Annotated in this window: 19 protein-coding genes; 3 read left to right on the top strand and 16 right to left on the bottom strand. The window is 58.7% G+C overall.

Translation table 11 applies throughout. The annotated features are described in order from the left end of the window. The first annotated feature begins 160 nt into the window (after window positions 1-160). Window positions 161-487, top strand: coding sequence for a hypothetical protein (locus tag V9L13_RS05350; RefSeq protein WP_338801753.1), 327 nt, complete (start codon window positions 161-163; stop codon window positions 485-487). 126 nt (window positions 488-613) lie between these two features. On the opposite strand, the gene V9L13_RS05345 is transcribed toward V9L13_RS05350, so the two are convergent. From V9L13_RS05345 to V9L13_RS05295, 11 genes are all read right to left on the bottom strand, one after another. Further along, entirely contained in the window at window positions 614-1,123 is a 510-nt protein-coding gene (locus V9L13_RS05345; protein WP_338802831.1) for a lysis system i-spanin subunit Rz, read from the bottom strand. Beyond that, a complete protein-coding gene (locus V9L13_RS05340) occupies window positions 1,123-1,671 on the bottom strand; it encodes a glycoside hydrolase family 19 protein (RefSeq protein ID WP_338801752.1) in 549 nt (182 codons plus the stop codon). Before V9L13_RS05340 ends, V9L13_RS05345 begins: the two co-directional genes overlap by 1 nt. A 58-nt stretch (window positions 1,672-1,729) precedes the next feature. Further along, entirely contained in the window at window positions 1,730-2,059 is a 330-nt protein-coding gene (locus tag V9L13_RS05335) for a phage tail protein (RefSeq protein ID WP_338802830.1), read from the bottom strand. 386 nt (window positions 2,060-2,445) lie between these two features. Then, window positions 2,446-3,030 carry a hypothetical protein gene (locus V9L13_RS05330; RefSeq protein ID WP_338801751.1) on the bottom strand — a complete coding sequence of 195 codons (585 nt, stop codon included), beginning with the start codon at window positions 3,028-3,030 and terminating at the stop codon, window positions 2,446-2,448. Window positions 3,031-3,067: 37 nt separating this feature from the next. Then, on the bottom strand, window positions 3,068-3,751 hold the full coding sequence (locus tag V9L13_RS05325) for a hypothetical protein (RefSeq protein ID WP_338802829.1): 684 nt from the start codon (window positions 3,749-3,751) through the stop codon (window positions 3,068-3,070). Continuing rightward, on the bottom strand, window positions 3,748-4,053 hold the full coding sequence (locus tag V9L13_RS05320) for a hypothetical protein (RefSeq protein ID WP_338801750.1): 306 nt from the start codon (window positions 4,051-4,053) through the stop codon (window positions 3,748-3,750). Before V9L13_RS05320 ends, V9L13_RS05325 begins: the two co-directional genes overlap by 4 nt. 15 nt (window positions 4,054-4,068) lie before the next feature. After that, complete coding sequence (locus V9L13_RS05315) at window positions 4,069-7,341, bottom strand: host specificity protein J (RefSeq protein WP_338801749.1); 3,273 nt, start codon at window positions 7,339-7,341, stop codon at window positions 4,069-4,071. Window positions 7,342-7,399: 58 nt separating this feature from the next. Beyond that, window positions 7,400-7,960 carry a tail assembly protein gene (locus V9L13_RS05310; protein WP_047297557.1) on the bottom strand — a complete coding sequence of 187 codons (561 nt, stop codon included), beginning with the start codon at window positions 7,958-7,960 and terminating at the stop codon, window positions 7,400-7,402. Between the two features lie 71 nt (window positions 7,961-8,031). Then, on the bottom strand, window positions 8,032-8,430 hold the full coding sequence (locus V9L13_RS05305) for a hypothetical protein (RefSeq protein ID WP_338801748.1): 399 nt from the start codon (window positions 8,428-8,430) through the stop codon (window positions 8,032-8,034). 57 nt (window positions 8,431-8,487) lie between these two features. Continuing rightward, complete coding sequence (locus V9L13_RS05300) at window positions 8,488-8,829, bottom strand: hypothetical protein (RefSeq protein WP_226501396.1); 342 nt, start codon at window positions 8,827-8,829, stop codon at window positions 8,488-8,490. 96 nt (window positions 8,830-8,925) lie between these two features. Next, entirely contained in the window at window positions 8,926-9,114 is a 189-nt protein-coding gene (locus tag V9L13_RS05295) for a hypothetical protein (protein ID WP_177434780.1), read from the bottom strand. Window positions 9,115-9,318: 204 nt separating this feature from the next. Between V9L13_RS05295 and V9L13_RS05290 the strand changes: the two genes are divergently transcribed. Together V9L13_RS05290 and V9L13_RS05285 are read left to right on the top strand one after the other, a co-directional pair. Then, window positions 9,319-9,579, top strand: a complete 261-nt coding sequence (locus V9L13_RS05290; RefSeq protein WP_338801747.1) for a protein L — start codon at window positions 9,319-9,321, stop codon at window positions 9,577-9,579. Between the two features lie 131 nt (window positions 9,580-9,710). After that, window positions 9,711-10,286, top strand: a complete 576-nt coding sequence (locus V9L13_RS05285; protein ID WP_338801746.1) for a hypothetical protein — start codon at window positions 9,711-9,713, stop codon at window positions 10,284-10,286. Window positions 10,287-10,505: 219 nt separating this feature from the next. Here V9L13_RS05285 and V9L13_RS05280 read toward each other — a convergent pair whose 3' ends face one another. The 5 genes from V9L13_RS05280 to V9L13_RS05260 are packed head-to-tail and all read right to left on the bottom strand — an operon-like array spanning window position 10,506 to window position 15,958. Further along, window positions 10,506-11,261, bottom strand: coding sequence for a C40 family peptidase (locus tag V9L13_RS05280; RefSeq protein ID WP_338801745.1), 756 nt, complete (start codon window positions 11,259-11,261; stop codon window positions 10,506-10,508). A gap of 1 nt (window position 11,262) precedes the next feature. Further along, a complete protein-coding gene (locus V9L13_RS05275) occupies window positions 11,263-12,012 on the bottom strand; it encodes a phage minor tail protein L (protein ID WP_338801744.1) in 750 nt (249 codons plus the stop codon). A 9-nt stretch (window positions 12,013-12,021) separates the two neighbouring features. Continuing rightward, a complete protein-coding gene (locus tag V9L13_RS05270; protein ID WP_338801743.1) occupies window positions 12,022-12,360 on the bottom strand; it encodes a phage tail protein in 339 nt (112 codons plus the stop codon). After that, the gene (locus V9L13_RS05265) at window positions 12,360-15,689 is read right to left on the bottom strand and encodes a phage tail tape measure protein (protein WP_338801742.1); all 3,330 of its coding nucleotides are present in this window, start codon (window positions 15,687-15,689) and stop codon (window positions 12,360-12,362) included. The genes V9L13_RS05270 and V9L13_RS05265 overlap by 1 nt, the downstream gene beginning before the upstream one ends. Next, on the bottom strand, window positions 15,686-15,958 hold the full coding sequence (locus tag V9L13_RS05260; protein WP_045122089.1) for a DUF1799 domain-containing protein: 273 nt from the start codon (window positions 15,956-15,958) through the stop codon (window positions 15,686-15,688). The genes V9L13_RS05265 and V9L13_RS05260 overlap by 4 nt, the downstream gene beginning before the upstream one ends. Window positions 15,959-16,000 lie beyond the last annotated feature (42 nt).

Here is a 16,000-nt window from a genome sequence, read left to right as displayed (position 1 = left end):
AGTGAGCGTGAAAACTATGACCTGCGCTGGACAAGCGCTGGCACAGGCAGGTGTCATTGAACAGCGCAAGCGCCTGCACATTCATCAAGATGTAACATTTTTGTGATCCCCGCATAGCTCAATGATATCATCGTGGACCTTTTATCATGGAGTGCTAGAAATGGATCTCAACTCAATCATGCGCCTCATCTCAATGGCCAGCTGCGCTCTGATCTCGATTTGGATGCTGTGCCTCATCACTGGCGCCTGCTACCAGCTCAATCAAATTCGCATCGACTGGATTGATCGCAAGCCCTTCAAAATTCCTACAAACCCGGTATTCGATTTTGTCCTTCGAAAATTAGGACTTGAGCAGTTCGATAGGCTGACGTGTTTTTGCGGTGTAATCGTCATGATTCTCGCGTGGCCATTGACCGTGGTATTTGCTCGCCTGATTTTTTCAACGATACGTGCCTACAACGAGCAATCTCAAATGGAAGCCCGCTGATCGGTCAACCCTCTTTAGCATTAAAAACCTGCTCGCGAAGCACTTCGCGAGCACGGCTACATTTAGCATCTGCTGCCCAATCACATAGCTCTTAATAATAATCAAGCTCCTCCGCCATCTCTTTCTTCAGCGGCGAAACACTGACCGCACATATTCTTGACACGCCTGTAGCGCGATCAATCCCCGATCACCGGTGTCGGTGATGGCGATAATTCGTTGAGCATGCGGTGGGTCAAGTCGGGCTCGTACGGCTGCATGATCCACGCCGCCGGCGCCGGCGGTGGCTGGCACCCCACAGCCTTTGGCAGCGTCGGTTGCGTCGATGAGAACTGACAACCGCAAATCAGAAGTGGCAAGGCGATCGCGCAGGTGATCTTGGTTCTTTTGAGCATCGGTCATTTTCTCGAAGTGGGTTTGCTCACTTGCCGCCAGCCGCTGCTCGAGCGCGAGGCGCTTGTCCTGCTCGGCCTGCTGAGCAGTGGCGGCAGCCTGGGTCAGTTGATTGAGGGTTTCGGCGTGCTGCTGGGCTTGCTGGGCCAACACCTTCCCGTACCGCCAGTCCTGAAACTGCCAGGCGCTGCCGGCGCCGATCAGCACCAGCGCTATCGCGCCCACCGCTTTCCACGGAACGGCAATCACGCCACCACCTTCAGCGCCTTGGCGTAAAGTGCAGCGCGATCCTCGGCGCCGTTCGGAACCCGCCCTCGCCGGCCGGTGTTGATGATGCTGCCGATATTCGCGTTGTCGCCGGCATCGGCCAAGGTGTTCAGCCCGTTGGTGGCCCAGAACCAAGCAGCCGACATGCACGCATATTGCGGCTGCTCCAGCAGCTCAGGATGACTGAGCAAGTCCAGACCCAGCGCCTCGCCGCACTTGGCGTAGTTTGCGCGCCCGGTCACCTGGATCAGGCCGCGCCCTCGGTACTTGAGGCCGTCACCGGCCACGGTGTTTCCCAAATCCTTGCGACCTTCGTATCCGCGCTGAGCGGCGGTCGGCCCCCAGATCTCGCGCACATACAGCAACTGGCCGGATTCGTGGCCGATCTGCGCGATGAACGCGGCAACGCGCTTGGTGCCAACAATCTGATAGCGCTGCATCGCCGTATTGAGGGCAGGTGCAAAAACGCCGGCTTTGGCGCCGGCGTTCGGGAGTATCTGCAGCAACTGCTGCTGAGTGATGGGCATGGCTTTCTCCAGGCGAAAAAATACCCGCTCGGCGGCGGGTGTTCGGTTTGTGCTCGAATCAGCTCTCGTCGGTCGCTCGCGCCATCGGCGAGGCTTTGATATCGGGAATGGGAGGCTCCGCCGGCCATGTCGGCGCGGTAGGCCAAGTCACTTGGCTGGTGACTTTGCCCAGCGAGAACTTGTAGGCCTTCCAGGCTTTCAGATTGATGAACAGCGCGGACTGCTCGTCTTCGTCTGCCTCGGTCGCCTCGCCGGCGTCGATGCCATAGCCCAGCGTATCGATCCGATCCTGAATCCGCAGGATCTGCGCATTGGCTGCGGTGTTTTTGGTGGCCAGCAATGCCTTCATCTGGGCGAGCTGGGCCGCCGCCGCGGTGGCCGCTTTCATCTGCGCCGTGACCAGCAGGCTCCAATCGACGGCGCCAACACCTTGCTGGTACTCGGGCGCTGGCAGCGGCGCGGCACTTTCACCGTCGACCGGGATCGGCGCCGGGAACAGCACCACACCATCTGGCACGTCCAGCAGCGGAACCGGGAAAGCCTGTTCCGGGCTGTAGTTCCATGGATTGGGTAACCACAGCGTAAGTACCAACTGACCATTGACGCGTTCCACGTCGCCGGCGAACCACTCAGAGCTGATCGCCGCCCAAGGCAAGGTATCGCCCTCGGCCACCCGGGCGAAGTCGAACACCTGGCCATTGACCGCAAGAGCGTCGCCCGTTCGAACCACATGCAGGGTGTCATCCCGGCGCTGGGGGGAAAGTTTAATCATCGTCAGAACCATCTCCCGACGCAGAGAATCTTGATATTGCCGAAGGTTTGAGCCGAGGCACCGTTGCGGAAAACGAACCCCACGGTGTTGTTGCTCAGCGAGTAGCTGGTGAGCACGCCGTAGGTGTCGTTCGAAGAGTTGGGAACTACCACCGCGCTCACGAAGAAGATGTTGCTGATGAAGTTGACCGGCGTCCCGTATGGGCCAAACGCGGCGAACGCATTGGCTGCAATACTCGGGTTGCCTTGAGGATTCATGAAGCAAATAAGCGTGCCGTCGGCGAATTTCACATACTCGCCATTCGAGTTGGAACCGCGCTCGACAATTGATCCAGTAGGCACGCCACCAGACTGGGTGACGAAACCAAGAATCGCGGCGGGTGCCAGTTTCGTTGCGGTCCCCGTGCTGTTTCCGGTGCCGCCCTGCGCGATTTGCAGCACCGCGGGAAGCGCTTGTGGTGACCCTGTCGCGCCCAGCATGGCGTAGATTTCATCCATGTTTGACTGGGCCTTTGTAAAAGCACTGCGTGGCGTATCGCCGCCCACGCCGGTAGGAGCAGTGCCGAGATTTATCGTCTGCTTGGCCATTAAAAAATCCTGATTTTGAATGAGTAATTACGCGATCTCACGCGTTCATCTTGGCAAACACAGCCGGAAGGAAAAACGCGTAAGGGTTATTGGCGGCAACAGTTACGGCGTAAAGCGTTCCCGTAGAGAAATCCCAAGTGCAATAAAGCTGCCTTGGGATCGTCCCGCCAGAAACCATGGTCATTCCAAAGTTATTGATGAGCATGAATTCGTTTTGGGGAAAGCTGAACGGTACGGAGTAGTAGTTTCGGTACAGACCCTGATCGGTCTGATCCGACTTCACGTATGTCCAATTCTGGAAAGCTCGCGTGAATGTTGCATTGGGCGTTCCGGAGTCGAAAAGCATTTTTCCAGTTCCGTCCCAAAGCCGCATGCCGTACTGCGCGACAGCTTGCGCTGCGAACGCTCCCACAAAATAGCGCCCGTTCGGCTGAGCAGTGGCGCTGCTGTAAGTGCGAACATAGAACCCAGTCCAGTTCCCGGCCGTCCCTATCATCCGCACACTGCTCAGGCCTGCAATCAGAGCGCTGTTGCCTGGGCGGACAAAAACCAGCGGCGGCTCTTGGGATGTAACAGCCCTCGCGAAGTAAGTTGTTGAGCCCATGCCGCCTTCTTCAGTCGGCGCATATCTTCCACTAGCGATCACCATCAGACGGGAAAATTCAGAATCGATAGTCACTACATCGCTGGTGTTTTTGAACTGGAGGCCATAATCCATCAGTTAAACCTCATCACGATCAGCCTCATCGTCCCTGAAGCGATCGTACTGGCGTACCCCCGCGTGTGGTTGTAGACCCTCGCCACGTTGTCGACGAGTTCAGTTTCAAACTGCTGCTGTTGGTCGGTGTACGCTCCAATTGGAACCACAATCGCGCAACCGTTCGCTGGTCCAACGCCTGGAACCGAAAAATCCTGGTTGGTCTTCGCGGCGTTGCTAAAAGTCACCAACGTCGATAGCACCACGCGGATGGTGAACGAGTTTTCGTCGACCTGGAGCGCGCCATCGGCGCCCCAGATCCGCATGCCATCTTCCATTGATCACCCCAAATAGCCGAGCCGCACACGCAACACGTTGTTAGCGTCGTAGACAGAGACGTTGAGCGAGTTGATCACCAGCCGCCCCTGACCCGGGACGATTCCGTTGATCTCAAGCGTTCCGTCTTTGTTGAGAATCCAGCCCTGCTGGCCAGCGATGTAGTTGGTCGAGCTGATGTAGCTGCCGATCTTGGCGTTCGTGATCGTCCCGTCTGCCACGAAGAGCGAGCTGATAAATGTCTGTCCGTTCTGCACTACGAACGGTGCGCTGGGACTACCGCCCAAGCCGTTCACAACAGCGAACCGATCAGCACTCACCAGGAACTGACTCTGCAGACCCGCCGGGCCGTTCTCGATACCGAGCCCAATGCCTGCCGCGATGTAACGACCGTTTGAGTCGATCTGCATTTTCACAGACCACATCGTCGACGCCTTTCCGTCGAGGGAAACTTGCGCTTGGCTGACCTCCTGGATCGCGGCGCTGTTCTTACCCATCTCGACCTGAACGGTCTCGACGAGCTTGCCAGTGGCGACGTCGCCTTCGATTACAGCAGACTGCAATGACCAGACGCCAACGAAGGCTTGAGTCGAGCCCGCATAGCCTTCAGTTTCACCCGCCAAAGGCGGATTGACCTGTGCAAACACCCCATCAACCTTTTCCGATATCGCATCCACTTCACCGGACACGACCTGGATACGGTTGTTGACCGACCCCAGCAAATCGGCAGGCCCGTCAATGAGGTTGATACGATCGCCGAGGTGCTTGCCCAGCGCAGACTCGCCGATCTGGCCGGAGAAATATTTCTCGTACTCGGTCTGATCCGAACTGGCTTGGCCGTTGACTCCGAGGCCTACCGGATACCATGGCCCGATGTTACCGATTCGATCCACTAGACGAGCCCAAAAGAAGAAACTGGCACCGGCCAGGATGTTCTGCATTTCGTACGATGCCTGCGGATAGGCGAAGTCACCGAGCTTAATCGCGTCGTCTTGAGACGTCGTCTTGCTGTACCAGACTTCTGTTCGCTGAGTGTCCTCTGCGCCTGGTGGAAAACCCCACGCCAATCTGATGCCATAGACAAGGCTTGTGGCTGTCAGGAACGACACCGCCGGCGGCAGCCCTTGCTTTCCCTTCAGGTTGGTCAGGATCGAGTTGCGCCACTGCGACGAGATGTCGAACGCACTCACCGCGCGAACCCGGGCCACGTAGGCGCCAGCGTAAATGCCGACCACGTCAACGTTGGTCATGCCGGTACGCTGGACCTTGATCCAGTTGCCGCTGTCCTTGCGCCACTCCACGTCGTAGCCGACCGCGCCATCAACGGCGGGCCAGCTGATCGTCATGGTAGCCACCGACAGGCCCTGCACCACCGACGACGTCGATGCGAGGGACACACTCGCCGGAGCCGGTACGACGGTGATCGGAATCACGCTGATCGGCCGCTCTTCCAGGCGCGCACCGGTATCGATGTGGGCAAATTTGCTCGGCTCGAACTGCAGCGCGCTGATCTCGAAGTCGCCTTCGGTGGTGCGCTTGGTGCGCAGCACGCGGTACAGCGGGATCGCCAGATCATCGGCATCAAGCGCCCATTGCAATTGCGCGACTGGTGGCTCGCTGTAGGCGACAGTCACCGTCACCGCGCGGCCATTGACGCTCTGCACGGTGCGGCCCTCGGCGCGGCCGCCCGGCAGGTTGATGATCAACCGGTCGCCGGCCTTGGCCTGGGTATCGCGATCGAGCGTGACGACGCGGCCAGCCGCTGACGAGATCCGCCCGCCGACCTCCCGCCCAGCCAGCAGCGAATCCGCCACTGGGATGATATGGCCCGGCAGCGGAATAACGCCCTCCATGCCGGTCTTGAACGACACGGTGCGGTCCTGGTTGTTGCTCAAGATCGCCCACTTGCCGCGGCGCTGGGCCTCGGATGCGCGGGTGCAGCCAATGGCGCTCAGTTCGGTCGGCCGGTCGCCGTAACGGCGCTGCAGATCCAGATCCGCAAACGGAATGACGTCGGTGTCGTAGTTGTTGGCCGGGTTGTCGTAGCTGACCAGTGCCCGGGTGTACCGGGTCTTCGCCGAGGCGCTGCCATACGAGAATTTGCCGTCGATCACGTTGGCCCGGGTGAAGACGTAGTCGAAGTCCTGCGCGCGCGGCATGTCGGCCTGCATCACCAGCTGGCCTTGCGCCCAATACGTCATGCCCCGGTAAATCGCCGAGATATCGCGCAGCAGCGACCAGGCGTCGGCCTTGCCCTGCAGGTTCATATCGCAGAGGAAGCGCGGCTCCTGACCGGCAAGCCCGTTCGGCACCAGTTGATCGCAATACTGGGCAATCCGGTAAAGCTCCCACTTGTCGACCATGAACGGCTTGATGCGTTTGCCGAGGCCGAATCGGTCTTCGGTGCAGATGCCGTAGGTGATCCACGCCGGGTTGTTGGTCCAGGCCGATTTCATCGAGCCGTCCCACGTCCCGGTGTAGGTGCGCTGAATCGGATCGTAGTTGCTCGGCACCATCCAGCGCCGGGCCTTGCACTTCACGGTCACCGCCGGGATGTTGGTGACTTGCTCGGCGTCGAACTCGATGTAGAGCAGCGCGGTGTTGGGGTAGCGCAGCTTGGCGTCGATCACCTCGGTGTAGCCGGCGATCACCATCTTGTCAGCCACCTTATTACTGTTCTGGTTCGGCGTCAGGCGGCGCACGCGGATCTGCCAGCCCGTAGTGGCAGTCGGCAGATCGATACGGCGCGAACGCTCGTAGCGCGTGGTGGTCTTGCCGTCGACAGCGTCCACCAGCACCTGCTGATAGGCGCCGCCGTCGGTGGCTAAGTCGACGGCGTACTCGATGCGGTAGCCGCCGACATTGCTCTCATCATCTGCGCGCTGTAGCGCCTCCCACGCAAAGCGCATGCGCACCGCCGACAATTGGGTGTTACTGATCGAGCGCACCCACGGCGCGTCGCTGCGCAGCTCAATGTTCAACGAGGTCTCGTTTTCCACGGACGGGATGCCCGGGATATAGGTCTGAACCACCGAGCCAGAGCGCCAGTCCCACTTCACGTTCGGGAAGTTGTAGTTGCCGCTGGCATCGCGGATCGGTGTGTTGTTCAGGTAGATGTCGTAATCGGTCGGTACGCTGTCGAACTCCCCCTCGCCCACGGCGATCAACAGTTTCGCAAGGTTGGTCGAGCGCAGGCTATCGCTGGCTTCGACCGGCGACTTCGGCTTGCTGCTGCCGCCCTTCTCGCCGTGGATCTCGATCTGTTGCGCTGCGCCCATGCTTTCCTCCAGGCATAAAAAAACCGCCTCGCGGGCGGTTGGTGTGTTGCTGTCCTGCTTACACTTTGTCTTCAGCCAGGATCGAGGCCGAGATGATCATTCCACCCCACCGGCGCTCTCCGATGCAGATCGGTACCGGATTGCCGCTGGCCGTGGTGTTCTTGGCGCTGCCGAAGGCGTAGGACGGTGCGTTTTCAGGAGATGCGCTTTGAGAAAGTCCCTTGGCCTGTGGGCTGAGCATCTGCACGACGCCGCCAGCAACGAGGGCAACCCCCATTTGGACGGCCCAGGTCTGGCCGAAATAGGTGCCGGCGACGATTAGCACAGCTCCAATTACTGTCTGTAATAGACCTGCACGCTTGCTCCCGGAAATCACTGGGACAATTCGAATCTCTTGGGCTCCGCCGAGACCGAAATCTTTTTCAGCTACGTTTTTCCGGTTTCTGAAAATGGCAAAGCGCATCCCTTTGCGCTCAAGATCTTTAATGGCGCCTTCGAATCCTTCAATAGTGCACTTCAACGCTTTGAATGCCTCGCCCACGGATTTGCTGCCAAGCTCGCGGTGATGGACACGACCAAACAGCTTGATAAGCGGCCCTGAAAGAAGAATGGTCGTCATGGCTGGGTTGTTACTTACCGTCGCTGCCACAGTTTTCTCCGGTCATAAAAAACCGCCCGTAGGCGGCTTTGTCATTGCATCGTGGGTGATAAATCCATGCTCATTGATGAGTCGATGGATATCCTGAATTTCTTGGTGGCACCAGCCTTTATGTTGGCTTCCCGCTCTTTAAGTCCGCTGCCGCATGACGATGCACCGACGATGTGCTCACCGGCGGTGACGTAGAACTTTGCAGTTTCACCAGAACCAATCTCGGCAGCTTTTCGCCCGTCGATGCTCACGGATGTGTTGCAGCCGCCACCAACAAAGCCGGAATCACGGGTAATGATCAATACAGCGTCACCGGAGGCCGGCTTCTGATATGCGAACAGGCGCGAGCTCGGCACAGGGTCAGCCTTTCCAGACGGCACCGGCGAAGTCGCACACCCCGCCAACAGCGCTACCGCCAGCGCTCCAATAAAAATCCGCATACTTGTTCCTTATGAATTTGATCGTCGGCCGATCGGACCTAATAGGCGCCTCAGCGATTATCGTTGGTCGATCTCAATTTTCTGAGTTGGATCAGGACTGTACTTCTGCCGCTTCAACTGAGGATCACCGGCTGCCAAACAGAAGAAATAGATCTCCGCTTCGCCGCAACCACCATGCAGCGCACATTCACTTGCCTGCATGTGGTCGAGGAGTATTTCACGCCCCTGTGAGGCGCAAAACACGTTCGCCTCCTTCAAGGCTTGGCCTTTCGCAGAGGCAGGTCCGCCGAAAGGCACCCGAGTCGAAATCGTGTAGGTGTCAGGCCCAACCTTTATTGGTCCGCTATCAGAGCACCCCGCCAACAGCGCTACTGCCAACGCCCCTACGATCAATTTCATGCAGGTCACTCCTGTGTAAACGGTGCACGATATCACCGGGGCATACGGAAATGAAAAAGCCCAGCGCAGACTGGGCTTTCTGTACCACTTGATAATTTATAGCGAACGAAGCTCGCTGAACGCTCGAGCGATGCAGTATGGAATCACCGCGCAGGTCAATCCCATCGCTGCCGCTGCGGCTTCTTGAGGAGCGCTTTTTGCCAACAACATCCCGCCGAACCCAACAAGTGCACCGATCAACGACATAACGATGGTGACGATCCACATAAATTTGGCCAATTTCATTCCCTTCATCTGCTGAGTTTATTCACGATCCGAGCCGGTCGCGCGTTGCAAAATCTACAGTCACACTCAAGTACGAGTCAAATTGCCATCACTCGCGCTGGCCAAGCCTGTCCAGGCATCCAGTCTGGATGGAACTCCAGTAACCACCGCCAACATGCCCGTAGTAGCGTTATGCCTCCGATAAATCCATACGAGGGATTGAAGATGGCAGAGGTAATTGCGAACACCGCTCACTATGTTAGGAAGATCGCGCCGACGATTCTTGATGAGGTAGAGAAGTGGCAATACGTTTACGGCATTGGCGCAGCTGTACCGGCTTCTGGCATTTATCGGTGCACAGGTTGCGGCGATGAAATCACCTCCAACAAGGGCGATAAGTTCCCGCCACAAAATCGGCACCAGCACGCCAACTCATCGGTTCCCGTGCAGTGGCAGCTGATAGTCAAGACTCAGACAAAAGGCTAAAGGATTCCCCAGTCCTTTGCCTGCAAGCCCAAGGACTGGGATTGCGCCAATTTCGGCGCGTTTATGACCTGGAGGTCGATGTGAGTAGTGATAGCGGGAAATGGGGATATCGGGCTGGTCCAAGTGACGCGATGAAAAAAGAAATCGGACAAATTGCGGTAAATCACGCCCTTTTTGAGTCTCCTCTGATGAGGCTGTTCCAGTACTACACCCAGGTCCCCGAGGCGAAATCGTTTATCTTGGCGAAATCACTGGGACTACGTGGCAGCGCGCTGCTTCGTGTAGTCAAGGACTTCGCCAACCACAAGACAAAAACCACGCCCCCCATTACGCCTGCACCTATCTTAGAGCGCTTAAACAGATGCTTAAAGGACTACGAGGAACTTTCGAAAATTCGTAACGAAGTTGCTCACTGGCAGTGGTATCCGTCTCCAGAAGGTGCCGAGTATGCGAATGCAGCCTGCGATATCCGCAGGGACTCGGAGGGCGGGCAGATAATAAAAGAATTTACACTGGAGAATCTAAAAGTTCTCGCGCTTAACCTGATATTCACCAGCTCCAACCTCGAGCTGGTAGCCGACGTTATTACAGGCAGGACACCAGCATCGACAGTGACAGAGCGGTTCGAACAGTTTGATGAGATTGAAATCAAGGTCAGGGAAGCGCTGCTCTCTCTACCGGAGCCTTCGGTTGATGCACTGACATGATCCTAAAGAGATCTTCCAACAAGAGAGTTGTGATGAGCGGGTCGTACAGGCTGTAAACGTACTCCATGGCAGCTTCGACCATCACATCCGTAACAATTACATTGGATATTTCAGTTGACGTGCAATCGGCGAATCTTGCTAGATTCGCCATTGCGTGCTCCTCAATCCAAGCAGATCGACTCATAAAGCCCTCCTTGCAGCTTTGGCGCGATAGCTGATTTATTTCGCATCTTTGTGCCTGAGGATCATGCGCGTCCGGTCAAGCCACGGCCCACCGAAAACGATGACCTCCGATGGTCGTCCGTACAGGTGGTGCAGCAGGAACGGCCCGGGGCCGAACGTCGTCGCGTCCTCACCCCGCAGCGCCGGGTCAGCGCCGAGGAAGATCCCAGCATGATTCGGGTAAACCGTCCGCCCTACTTCCATCACGATCATGTCGCCGCGCTGCGGCTGGTCGACCCGGTAGAACCCGGCGGCCTCGTAGTTCGCCTCGTACAGACTGGTGTTTTCCTTGTTCTCCCACCAACCATCTGCGCGCTTGAAGGCCTCGAACTCAAGCCCCCATTCGCGCTTGTACCAATCCGCGCAGACCTGCCAGCAGTCCCAGGCGCCGTGTACGAAAGGCCGCTTTAGCAGCGGCACCTCGCCGGACGGTGTGATGGTTCGCAGATCGCCCTCGGGCCAACTCAGAATGTGCCAGGGCAACGCGGTCGCTTCGCACATCGCGAGGTCGCGCGGCGAAGGCCGGCTGGTAGCGTCTGGATGCGAGTGCACCACGCCGATCACTTCGCCGACGTCTTCGGCCGCCGCGTATTCCTCTGGGTCGATTCGAAATTCCTCGTTCGGCTCGGTCGAGACGTTGCGGCACGGGTAATACTGCTGTTTGCGGCCCACGGCCAGCAGCAGCCCGCAGCACTCTTTCGGGTACTCGGCAGCTGCATGCGCTTGGATCGCATTCAAAATGTGTTTGCGCATATCAGCTCCTTGCAATCAGCGAAACGGCCGGGAAGCCGCCGAAAGGCAGCGGGTTGCCCTCGCCGAAGCGCGGGATGCAGCCCTTGCCCAGTGTGGCATCGCACTCGTCCAGTTCAGGGTTGTCGGTGACAACACCGTCCTTGGTCACGTACGGGCCGGTGTAGCCGCAGCTCGGCCCTCGGTAGCCGCCGGTAAGGCACCAGTGGCACAGCGTCGTGGCCTGCCGGCCGATGGACTCGTATCCAACGTCGCCCGGGCTGGCCAGCTCCCAACTAACGTTCTCCCCGTCTTCGTTCGTCTTCTGGTCGATGTACCAGACCTCGATCGTCTCTTGGGTTGGATCTGCCGTCGGATTGCCGGCCGGGAAGTTCGCCGCGTCGAGGTAGGTGCCCAGCGTATGACGCATGGTCAACTTGAACTCGAGCAGATCTTCGAACGCGAGGCACAGCGCCGTGATGCGCCCATTGACGTTACCCACCGATAACGTGGGCCGGACGGCAGTTCCGTCGCCGTTCGCCTCGATGCCGTCGATCTGCATCGGCCAGGCGCTGTACTCGTTGCCTTGCCAGTAGATCGCCTTCGCCGGCAGCTGGTCCGCGTTGTCGCCGGCAGCGATCAGCTCGGCCGCCGTATGGGGGATCGCGTGCCCGTGGAAGCGCAGTACGTCCGCGCCGTAGTCTGTGCCGTCCAATTCAAAGAGCAGCACTTCGCTGCCAGGCTCGAGAACCTGGATGTCACTGATCAGCGGCATGATTGCCCCTTATGGTTGGAATGCCCGCTCGAACGTGGCGGTGAGTTTGAAGACTCCGCCGCCCATGGGAGTGGGAGCGGGATTTTTGCAGGTGAACAGCCCGACCTCGCCGAGCGGCGTTGTCCAGAGAAACGCTTTCGCGCCGGCGTGCCGGTCGAGGAACTTCATGATCTCCAGCACCGTGGCCTTTTGGCCGACGCAGGTAACCGGGTAGGAGTCCTCTTTGTTGTTCGGGCCGTCGCCGACGTTCTGCGCATAGCCGTCGCCGAATTTCGAGGTGCGCACCCGATAGTTGATATCGGGTGTTTCCCCGCGCTCGGTCGGCCAGTTGAATCTCTCGATGGCCATCAGGCCCTCCCATTTGTCAGGCGCCAGATCGAACCGCCCGGCTGCAGCGCTCGGGCAATCGCAGTTTCCGCTTCGGTTTTCGCAGCCTGCTGGATGCTCTTGCCAAGTTGGTTGGTTGTCTCTTGCGAAACACCTGCCCCGTCGCTCCCAGAAGTCTGCACCGAGACCGCTACCGGAAAGTTGTACGTGTTGCCGCCACCGCCGGACATTGCGGCCAGAGCAGGCCCGCCGCCGGTGGTCAACGGCGTGACGCTGCCGCCGTTGGCACCGGTCATCAGGAACGACCGGCCGCCCTCGTTGTAGAGCTCCGGCCCCAGTTCGTTGACTTCGTACAGAGAGTTCGGCGCAACAGGCCCGCCAGCAGCCCGATATCCGGAGAGATCAAACCCTGTGTAGCCGGCCTGCGATGCTCCGAGATCTGAAGACACGGCACCGGCAGATCCAGCGGCCAATCCATTCCCGCCGCCGCCACCGAAGTAGGAGCCAGCTGCTGATGCAGTAATACCGAACAGAGCGCTGAGTCCTTGAGAAGTAGCCTGTCGAGTGGCGATCTTCGCCATATCCGCCAACACCGATTTGGTGAAGTCAGAAAACGAGAATTTGCCGTTGATGGCGAAACTGGCTAAAGCGTCCTCTGCCGAGCTGAATGCATTGGTGAGCAGGCTTTTCGTCTGTCCCGCCGCATTCTGTGCGGACTCCAGATAGTTCTGCCATGCCGACGAGGCTCCGGCACTCCAGTCGCCCTGGGCTGCCGTCATCTCGTCGTAGTTGGCTTGAACCGTATCGTGCAGATCCTGCTGAGTGGCCTTCAGTGCCGCCAGCTTCTGCGTGTACTCGTCGAGGCTCATGCCGCGCGAGCCATCGCCGTACTGGTTCGCCAGATCCAGCTTCTGCTGATTGAAGCGATCGTCGATGCCGTTCTGCTGGCTCATCAGATCACGCTGACGATCGCCGAGGCCGATGCCCGCCGCCGCACGCTGACCCTGCTCACGCAGAGTTTTGACTTGTTGCTGCAGCGCGCTGCTGTAGGTGTTGACGGCCTCAGTCTGTTTCTTCAGCCGGCCCTCCTCGTTCTTCGCCAGCACGCTCAGTTCGGTGTCAGCATCCTGCTGCACCTTGACCACGGCGGCCCGGGCGTCGGCGATTTTCTGGTCAAGCTGGATGCGCTGTGCGGCCGATGTGCCGGCTTTGCTCTTCGCCGCTTCCAGTGCGGTGATCTCAGCCTCATACGCAGCAGTGACCTCGTCGCGCTCGTTGCCGATCATGGCTTCACGCGCTTGCAGGTAGTCAGCCTGCGAGATCAGCCCAGCCTTCTGCGAAGCCTCCAACTCCTTTTGAGCATTTTTGTACTCGGCAAGCACGGCATTGAGCGCGTTTTTCGAGTCATTGAACCCGGATAGATCGACGCTGCCAGCGCCTGCCTTGGCATCCTTGTTTTGGTCGTCAATCGCCTTGCGCAGCTTGTCGTAGGCACCACCAGAGAATTTCTTTCCATCGAAATTCACGCCATCAAGCAGTGGCGACTTCTGGCTGGTCTTGTCAGCGTTCTGATAGAGCTTGGTGAACTGGTCATCGAGCTTCTTGTACGCCTCCTGACGCTTTGCGAGCGGGTTCAGGTTGTCCATCTGTTTGTCCAGATCCTTCTGGACAGCGATCAATTCCTTGTTCGCCCGAGTCGCTTCGCCGGTCGCGGCAGTGTTGCTTTCGCTCGCTGATAAGCGCGCCTTCAATCCTACAAGCTTGGCCTCCAGTGCCGGCGTCGAGTCGTCGTTCTCGCCGCCGTTTAGCCCCAGAAAGGAATTGAGTGAGCTCAGCCCATTCGATATCGCACCTGTGACCCCGCCCCCTTTCCGAGTATCCAGCACGCGCTGGGTGATCTCGATCTGCTTTGCCAAGTCAGGGAAAATCTCTGACCGGACTTCAGCGTAGGCGCCCTTGATGGCCACCTTCACTCGATCCCAATCCCGTTCGATATCGGATAGCGATTCGCGGTAGTTCTTCAAGCGCTCCTGGGCCGACTGATTGAGATCTTCACTCAGGGTGTCCAGCGCTCGCTGATGGTCTCCCTGATCATCAATCGCCTTGATCGTCTGGTACTGCTCGTAGGTGAGCAGCCCATACTGGTCGCTGATCTTCTCCGCTGCTTCTGTGGCGGTGCCACCGGCATTCGCGAGCGACTTGGCGATATCTCCAGCGCCCTTCCCGGTCACTTCACCTATTGCTGCGGCGGCCTGAGCCAAGTTCTGCATTTGGACGCCGCTGGTAGCGGCACCGGAAGCCAGTGCAATCACCGCCTCGCGAGCGCCTGCAAAGTTCTCAGTGATCGCCCCGGCGGTATCGGCCATCACCTTGAGGCTGGCAATGCTCTGACCAGCATCGTTCGATCCGCCGTTGATGGCGACGTTGAACTCGCGGGCCCGCTTCTGTGCGTCGAAGTAGGCATAACCCAGCGCGCCGAGGACACCGGCCAGCAAGCCGGCGGGAATCAGCGCCGCGGCAAGGCTCTTGGCAGACGCCCCCGCACCGGCGCCGAGCTGAGCAACAGCCCGTGCACCACTCCCCCAATCCCCAGACTGCAGAGCATTGGTCAGCTGCATCACGTTTTCTTGCGCCTGGCGGGTGCCGAGCTTCAGCTTGTCGAATGCAGTTTCTGTCGCGGTGAGACCGGAGCGCTCCTTTCCAATTTTTGCCAATGCTTCGTTGTAGCGAACAGCATCATACTCACCGATCTTGTGCAGTTCGTTGAGAGCCCGCTCACGAGCCTCAAGCTTGGCCAGCTTGTCCGTGACCGGATCAATGCCATTTACAGTCCGTTTCAGCGCTTCGATCCGGCGGTTTTCAGCCTCGATCAGCCGTTGCTTCTGAGCCACCTCCTTGGTTTCAGCTTTCTCGATCTTATCGAAGGATTTTCCGAGCCGATCCTGGTACGCCTCCTGCTGCTCAATGGTGACGAGACCGCCCCTGCGAGCGCGCTCCAGCAAACCTTCAGCCTGGATCAGTTGCTCCATGCTGCCGATGTTGCCGGACATCGCCTTGTCGAGCTGGCTGATGATCGCGATTTCACTGGCCGCACTGGCGCCTGCCTTGCGGCTGGCATCGACCTGGCGCTCTTTGGCGCCTGTGGCCTTGTCGATACCCTGAGCAGCCTCATTCTCGGCCTGACTGATCTTCTTGCCAGTGTTGGCCAGGCCTTCGCCCGACTTGCCGAGATCATCAATCGCTTTTTCAGCATCGACCGCCGAATCGACCAGCTTGTCGAGATCGTCAGCCGCCTTGGATGCCGACGAGGAGTTCACCTCGATACCGAGGGACGCGAAGGTGGTGCTCATTTACTGTCCCTCTGTTCCGCCATCACCCGCAGGGCTTCGGCTTCCATGACGCGGATGTCTGGAAAGACGTCGGCGACCTCCGAGCGGGTAAGGCCGAGAAAGCCGGCAACATGGCGAATTGACGTGTAATCGAGTCCGGTAGCGCCGCACGCGCCTGTACGCCACTGGGTGCCCATAGCCTCGAAGACCTTGAAGGCCTGCCAGACATCAGGCCAGACCTCACAGATCTCATCGGGTATGTCACGAAGAGAAAGGCCGAAGGCCGCCAGCGATTCGGCTGACGGCCCCGGCTCGTACAGCTTGCGGGAGAC

It is taken from the genome of Pseudomonas sp. RSB 5.4, from assembly GCF_037126175.1.
GTDB classification, from domain to species: domain Bacteria; phylum Pseudomonadota; class Gammaproteobacteria; order Pseudomonadales; family Pseudomonadaceae; genus Aquipseudomonas; species Aquipseudomonas fluorescens_H.
The sequence above is the reverse complement of the archived record's forward strand: the minus strand, read 5'-3'. Positions and strand labels throughout refer to the sequence as shown.

Bases quoted from the DNA above. Each gene is read 5' to 3' on its own strand.
- V9L13_RS05335 (WP_338802830.1), bottom strand. From the start codon at position 2,059: ATGAAAGCGGCCACCGCGGCGGCGGCCCAGCTCGCCCAGATGAAGGCA.
- V9L13_RS05350 (WP_338801753.1), top strand. From the start codon at position 161: ATGGATCTCAACTCAATCATGCGCCTCATCTCAATGGCCAGCTGCGCT.
- V9L13_RS05305 (WP_338801748.1), bottom strand. From the start codon at position 8,430: ATGCGGATTTTTATTGGAGCGCTGGCGGTAGCGCTGTTGGCGGGGTGT.
- V9L13_RS05285 (WP_338801746.1), top strand. From the start codon at position 9,711: ATGAAAAAAGAAATCGGACAAATTGCGGTAAATCACGCCCTTTTTGAG.
- V9L13_RS05290 (WP_338801747.1), top strand. From the start codon at position 9,319: ATGGCAGAGGTAATTGCGAACACCGCTCACTATGTTAGGAAGATCGCG.
- V9L13_RS05270 (WP_338801743.1), bottom strand. From the start codon at position 12,360: ATGGCCATCGAGAGATTCAACTGGCCGACCGAGCGCGGGGAAACACCC.
- V9L13_RS05275 (WP_338801744.1), bottom strand. From the start codon at position 12,012: ATGCCGCTGATCAGTGACATCCAGGTTCTCGAGCCTGGCAGCGAAGTG.
- V9L13_RS05300 (WP_226501396.1), bottom strand. From the start codon at position 8,829: ATGAAATTGATCGTAGGGGCGTTGGCAGTAGCGCTGTTGGCGGGGTGC.
- V9L13_RS05295 (WP_177434780.1), bottom strand. From the start codon at position 9,114: ATGAAATTGGCCAAATTTATGTGGATCGTCACCATCGTTATGTCGTTG.
- V9L13_RS05280 (WP_338801745.1), bottom strand. From the start codon at position 11,261: ATGCGCAAACACATTTTGAATGCGATCCAAGCGCATGCAGCTGCCGAG.
- V9L13_RS05320 (WP_338801750.1), bottom strand. From the start codon at position 4,053: ATGCGGATCTGGGGCGCCGATGGCGCGCTCCAGGTCGACGAAAACTCG.
- V9L13_RS05265 (WP_338801742.1), bottom strand. From the start codon at position 15,689: ATGAGCACCACCTTCGCGTCCCTCGGTATCGAGGTGAACTCCTCGTCG.
- V9L13_RS05310 (WP_047297557.1), bottom strand. From the start codon at position 7,960: ATGACGACCATTCTTCTTTCAGGGCCGCTTATCAAGCTGTTTGGTCGT.
- V9L13_RS05330 (WP_338801751.1), bottom strand. From the start codon at position 3,030: ATGGCCAAGCAGACGATAAATCTCGGCACTGCTCCTACCGGCGTGGGC.
- V9L13_RS05315 (WP_338801749.1), bottom strand. From the start codon at position 7,341: ATGGGCGCAGCGCAACAGATCGAGATCCACGGCGAGAAGGGCGGCAGC.
- V9L13_RS05340 (WP_338801752.1), bottom strand. From the start codon at position 1,671: ATGCCCATCACTCAGCAGCAGTTGCTGCAGATACTCCCGAACGCCGGC.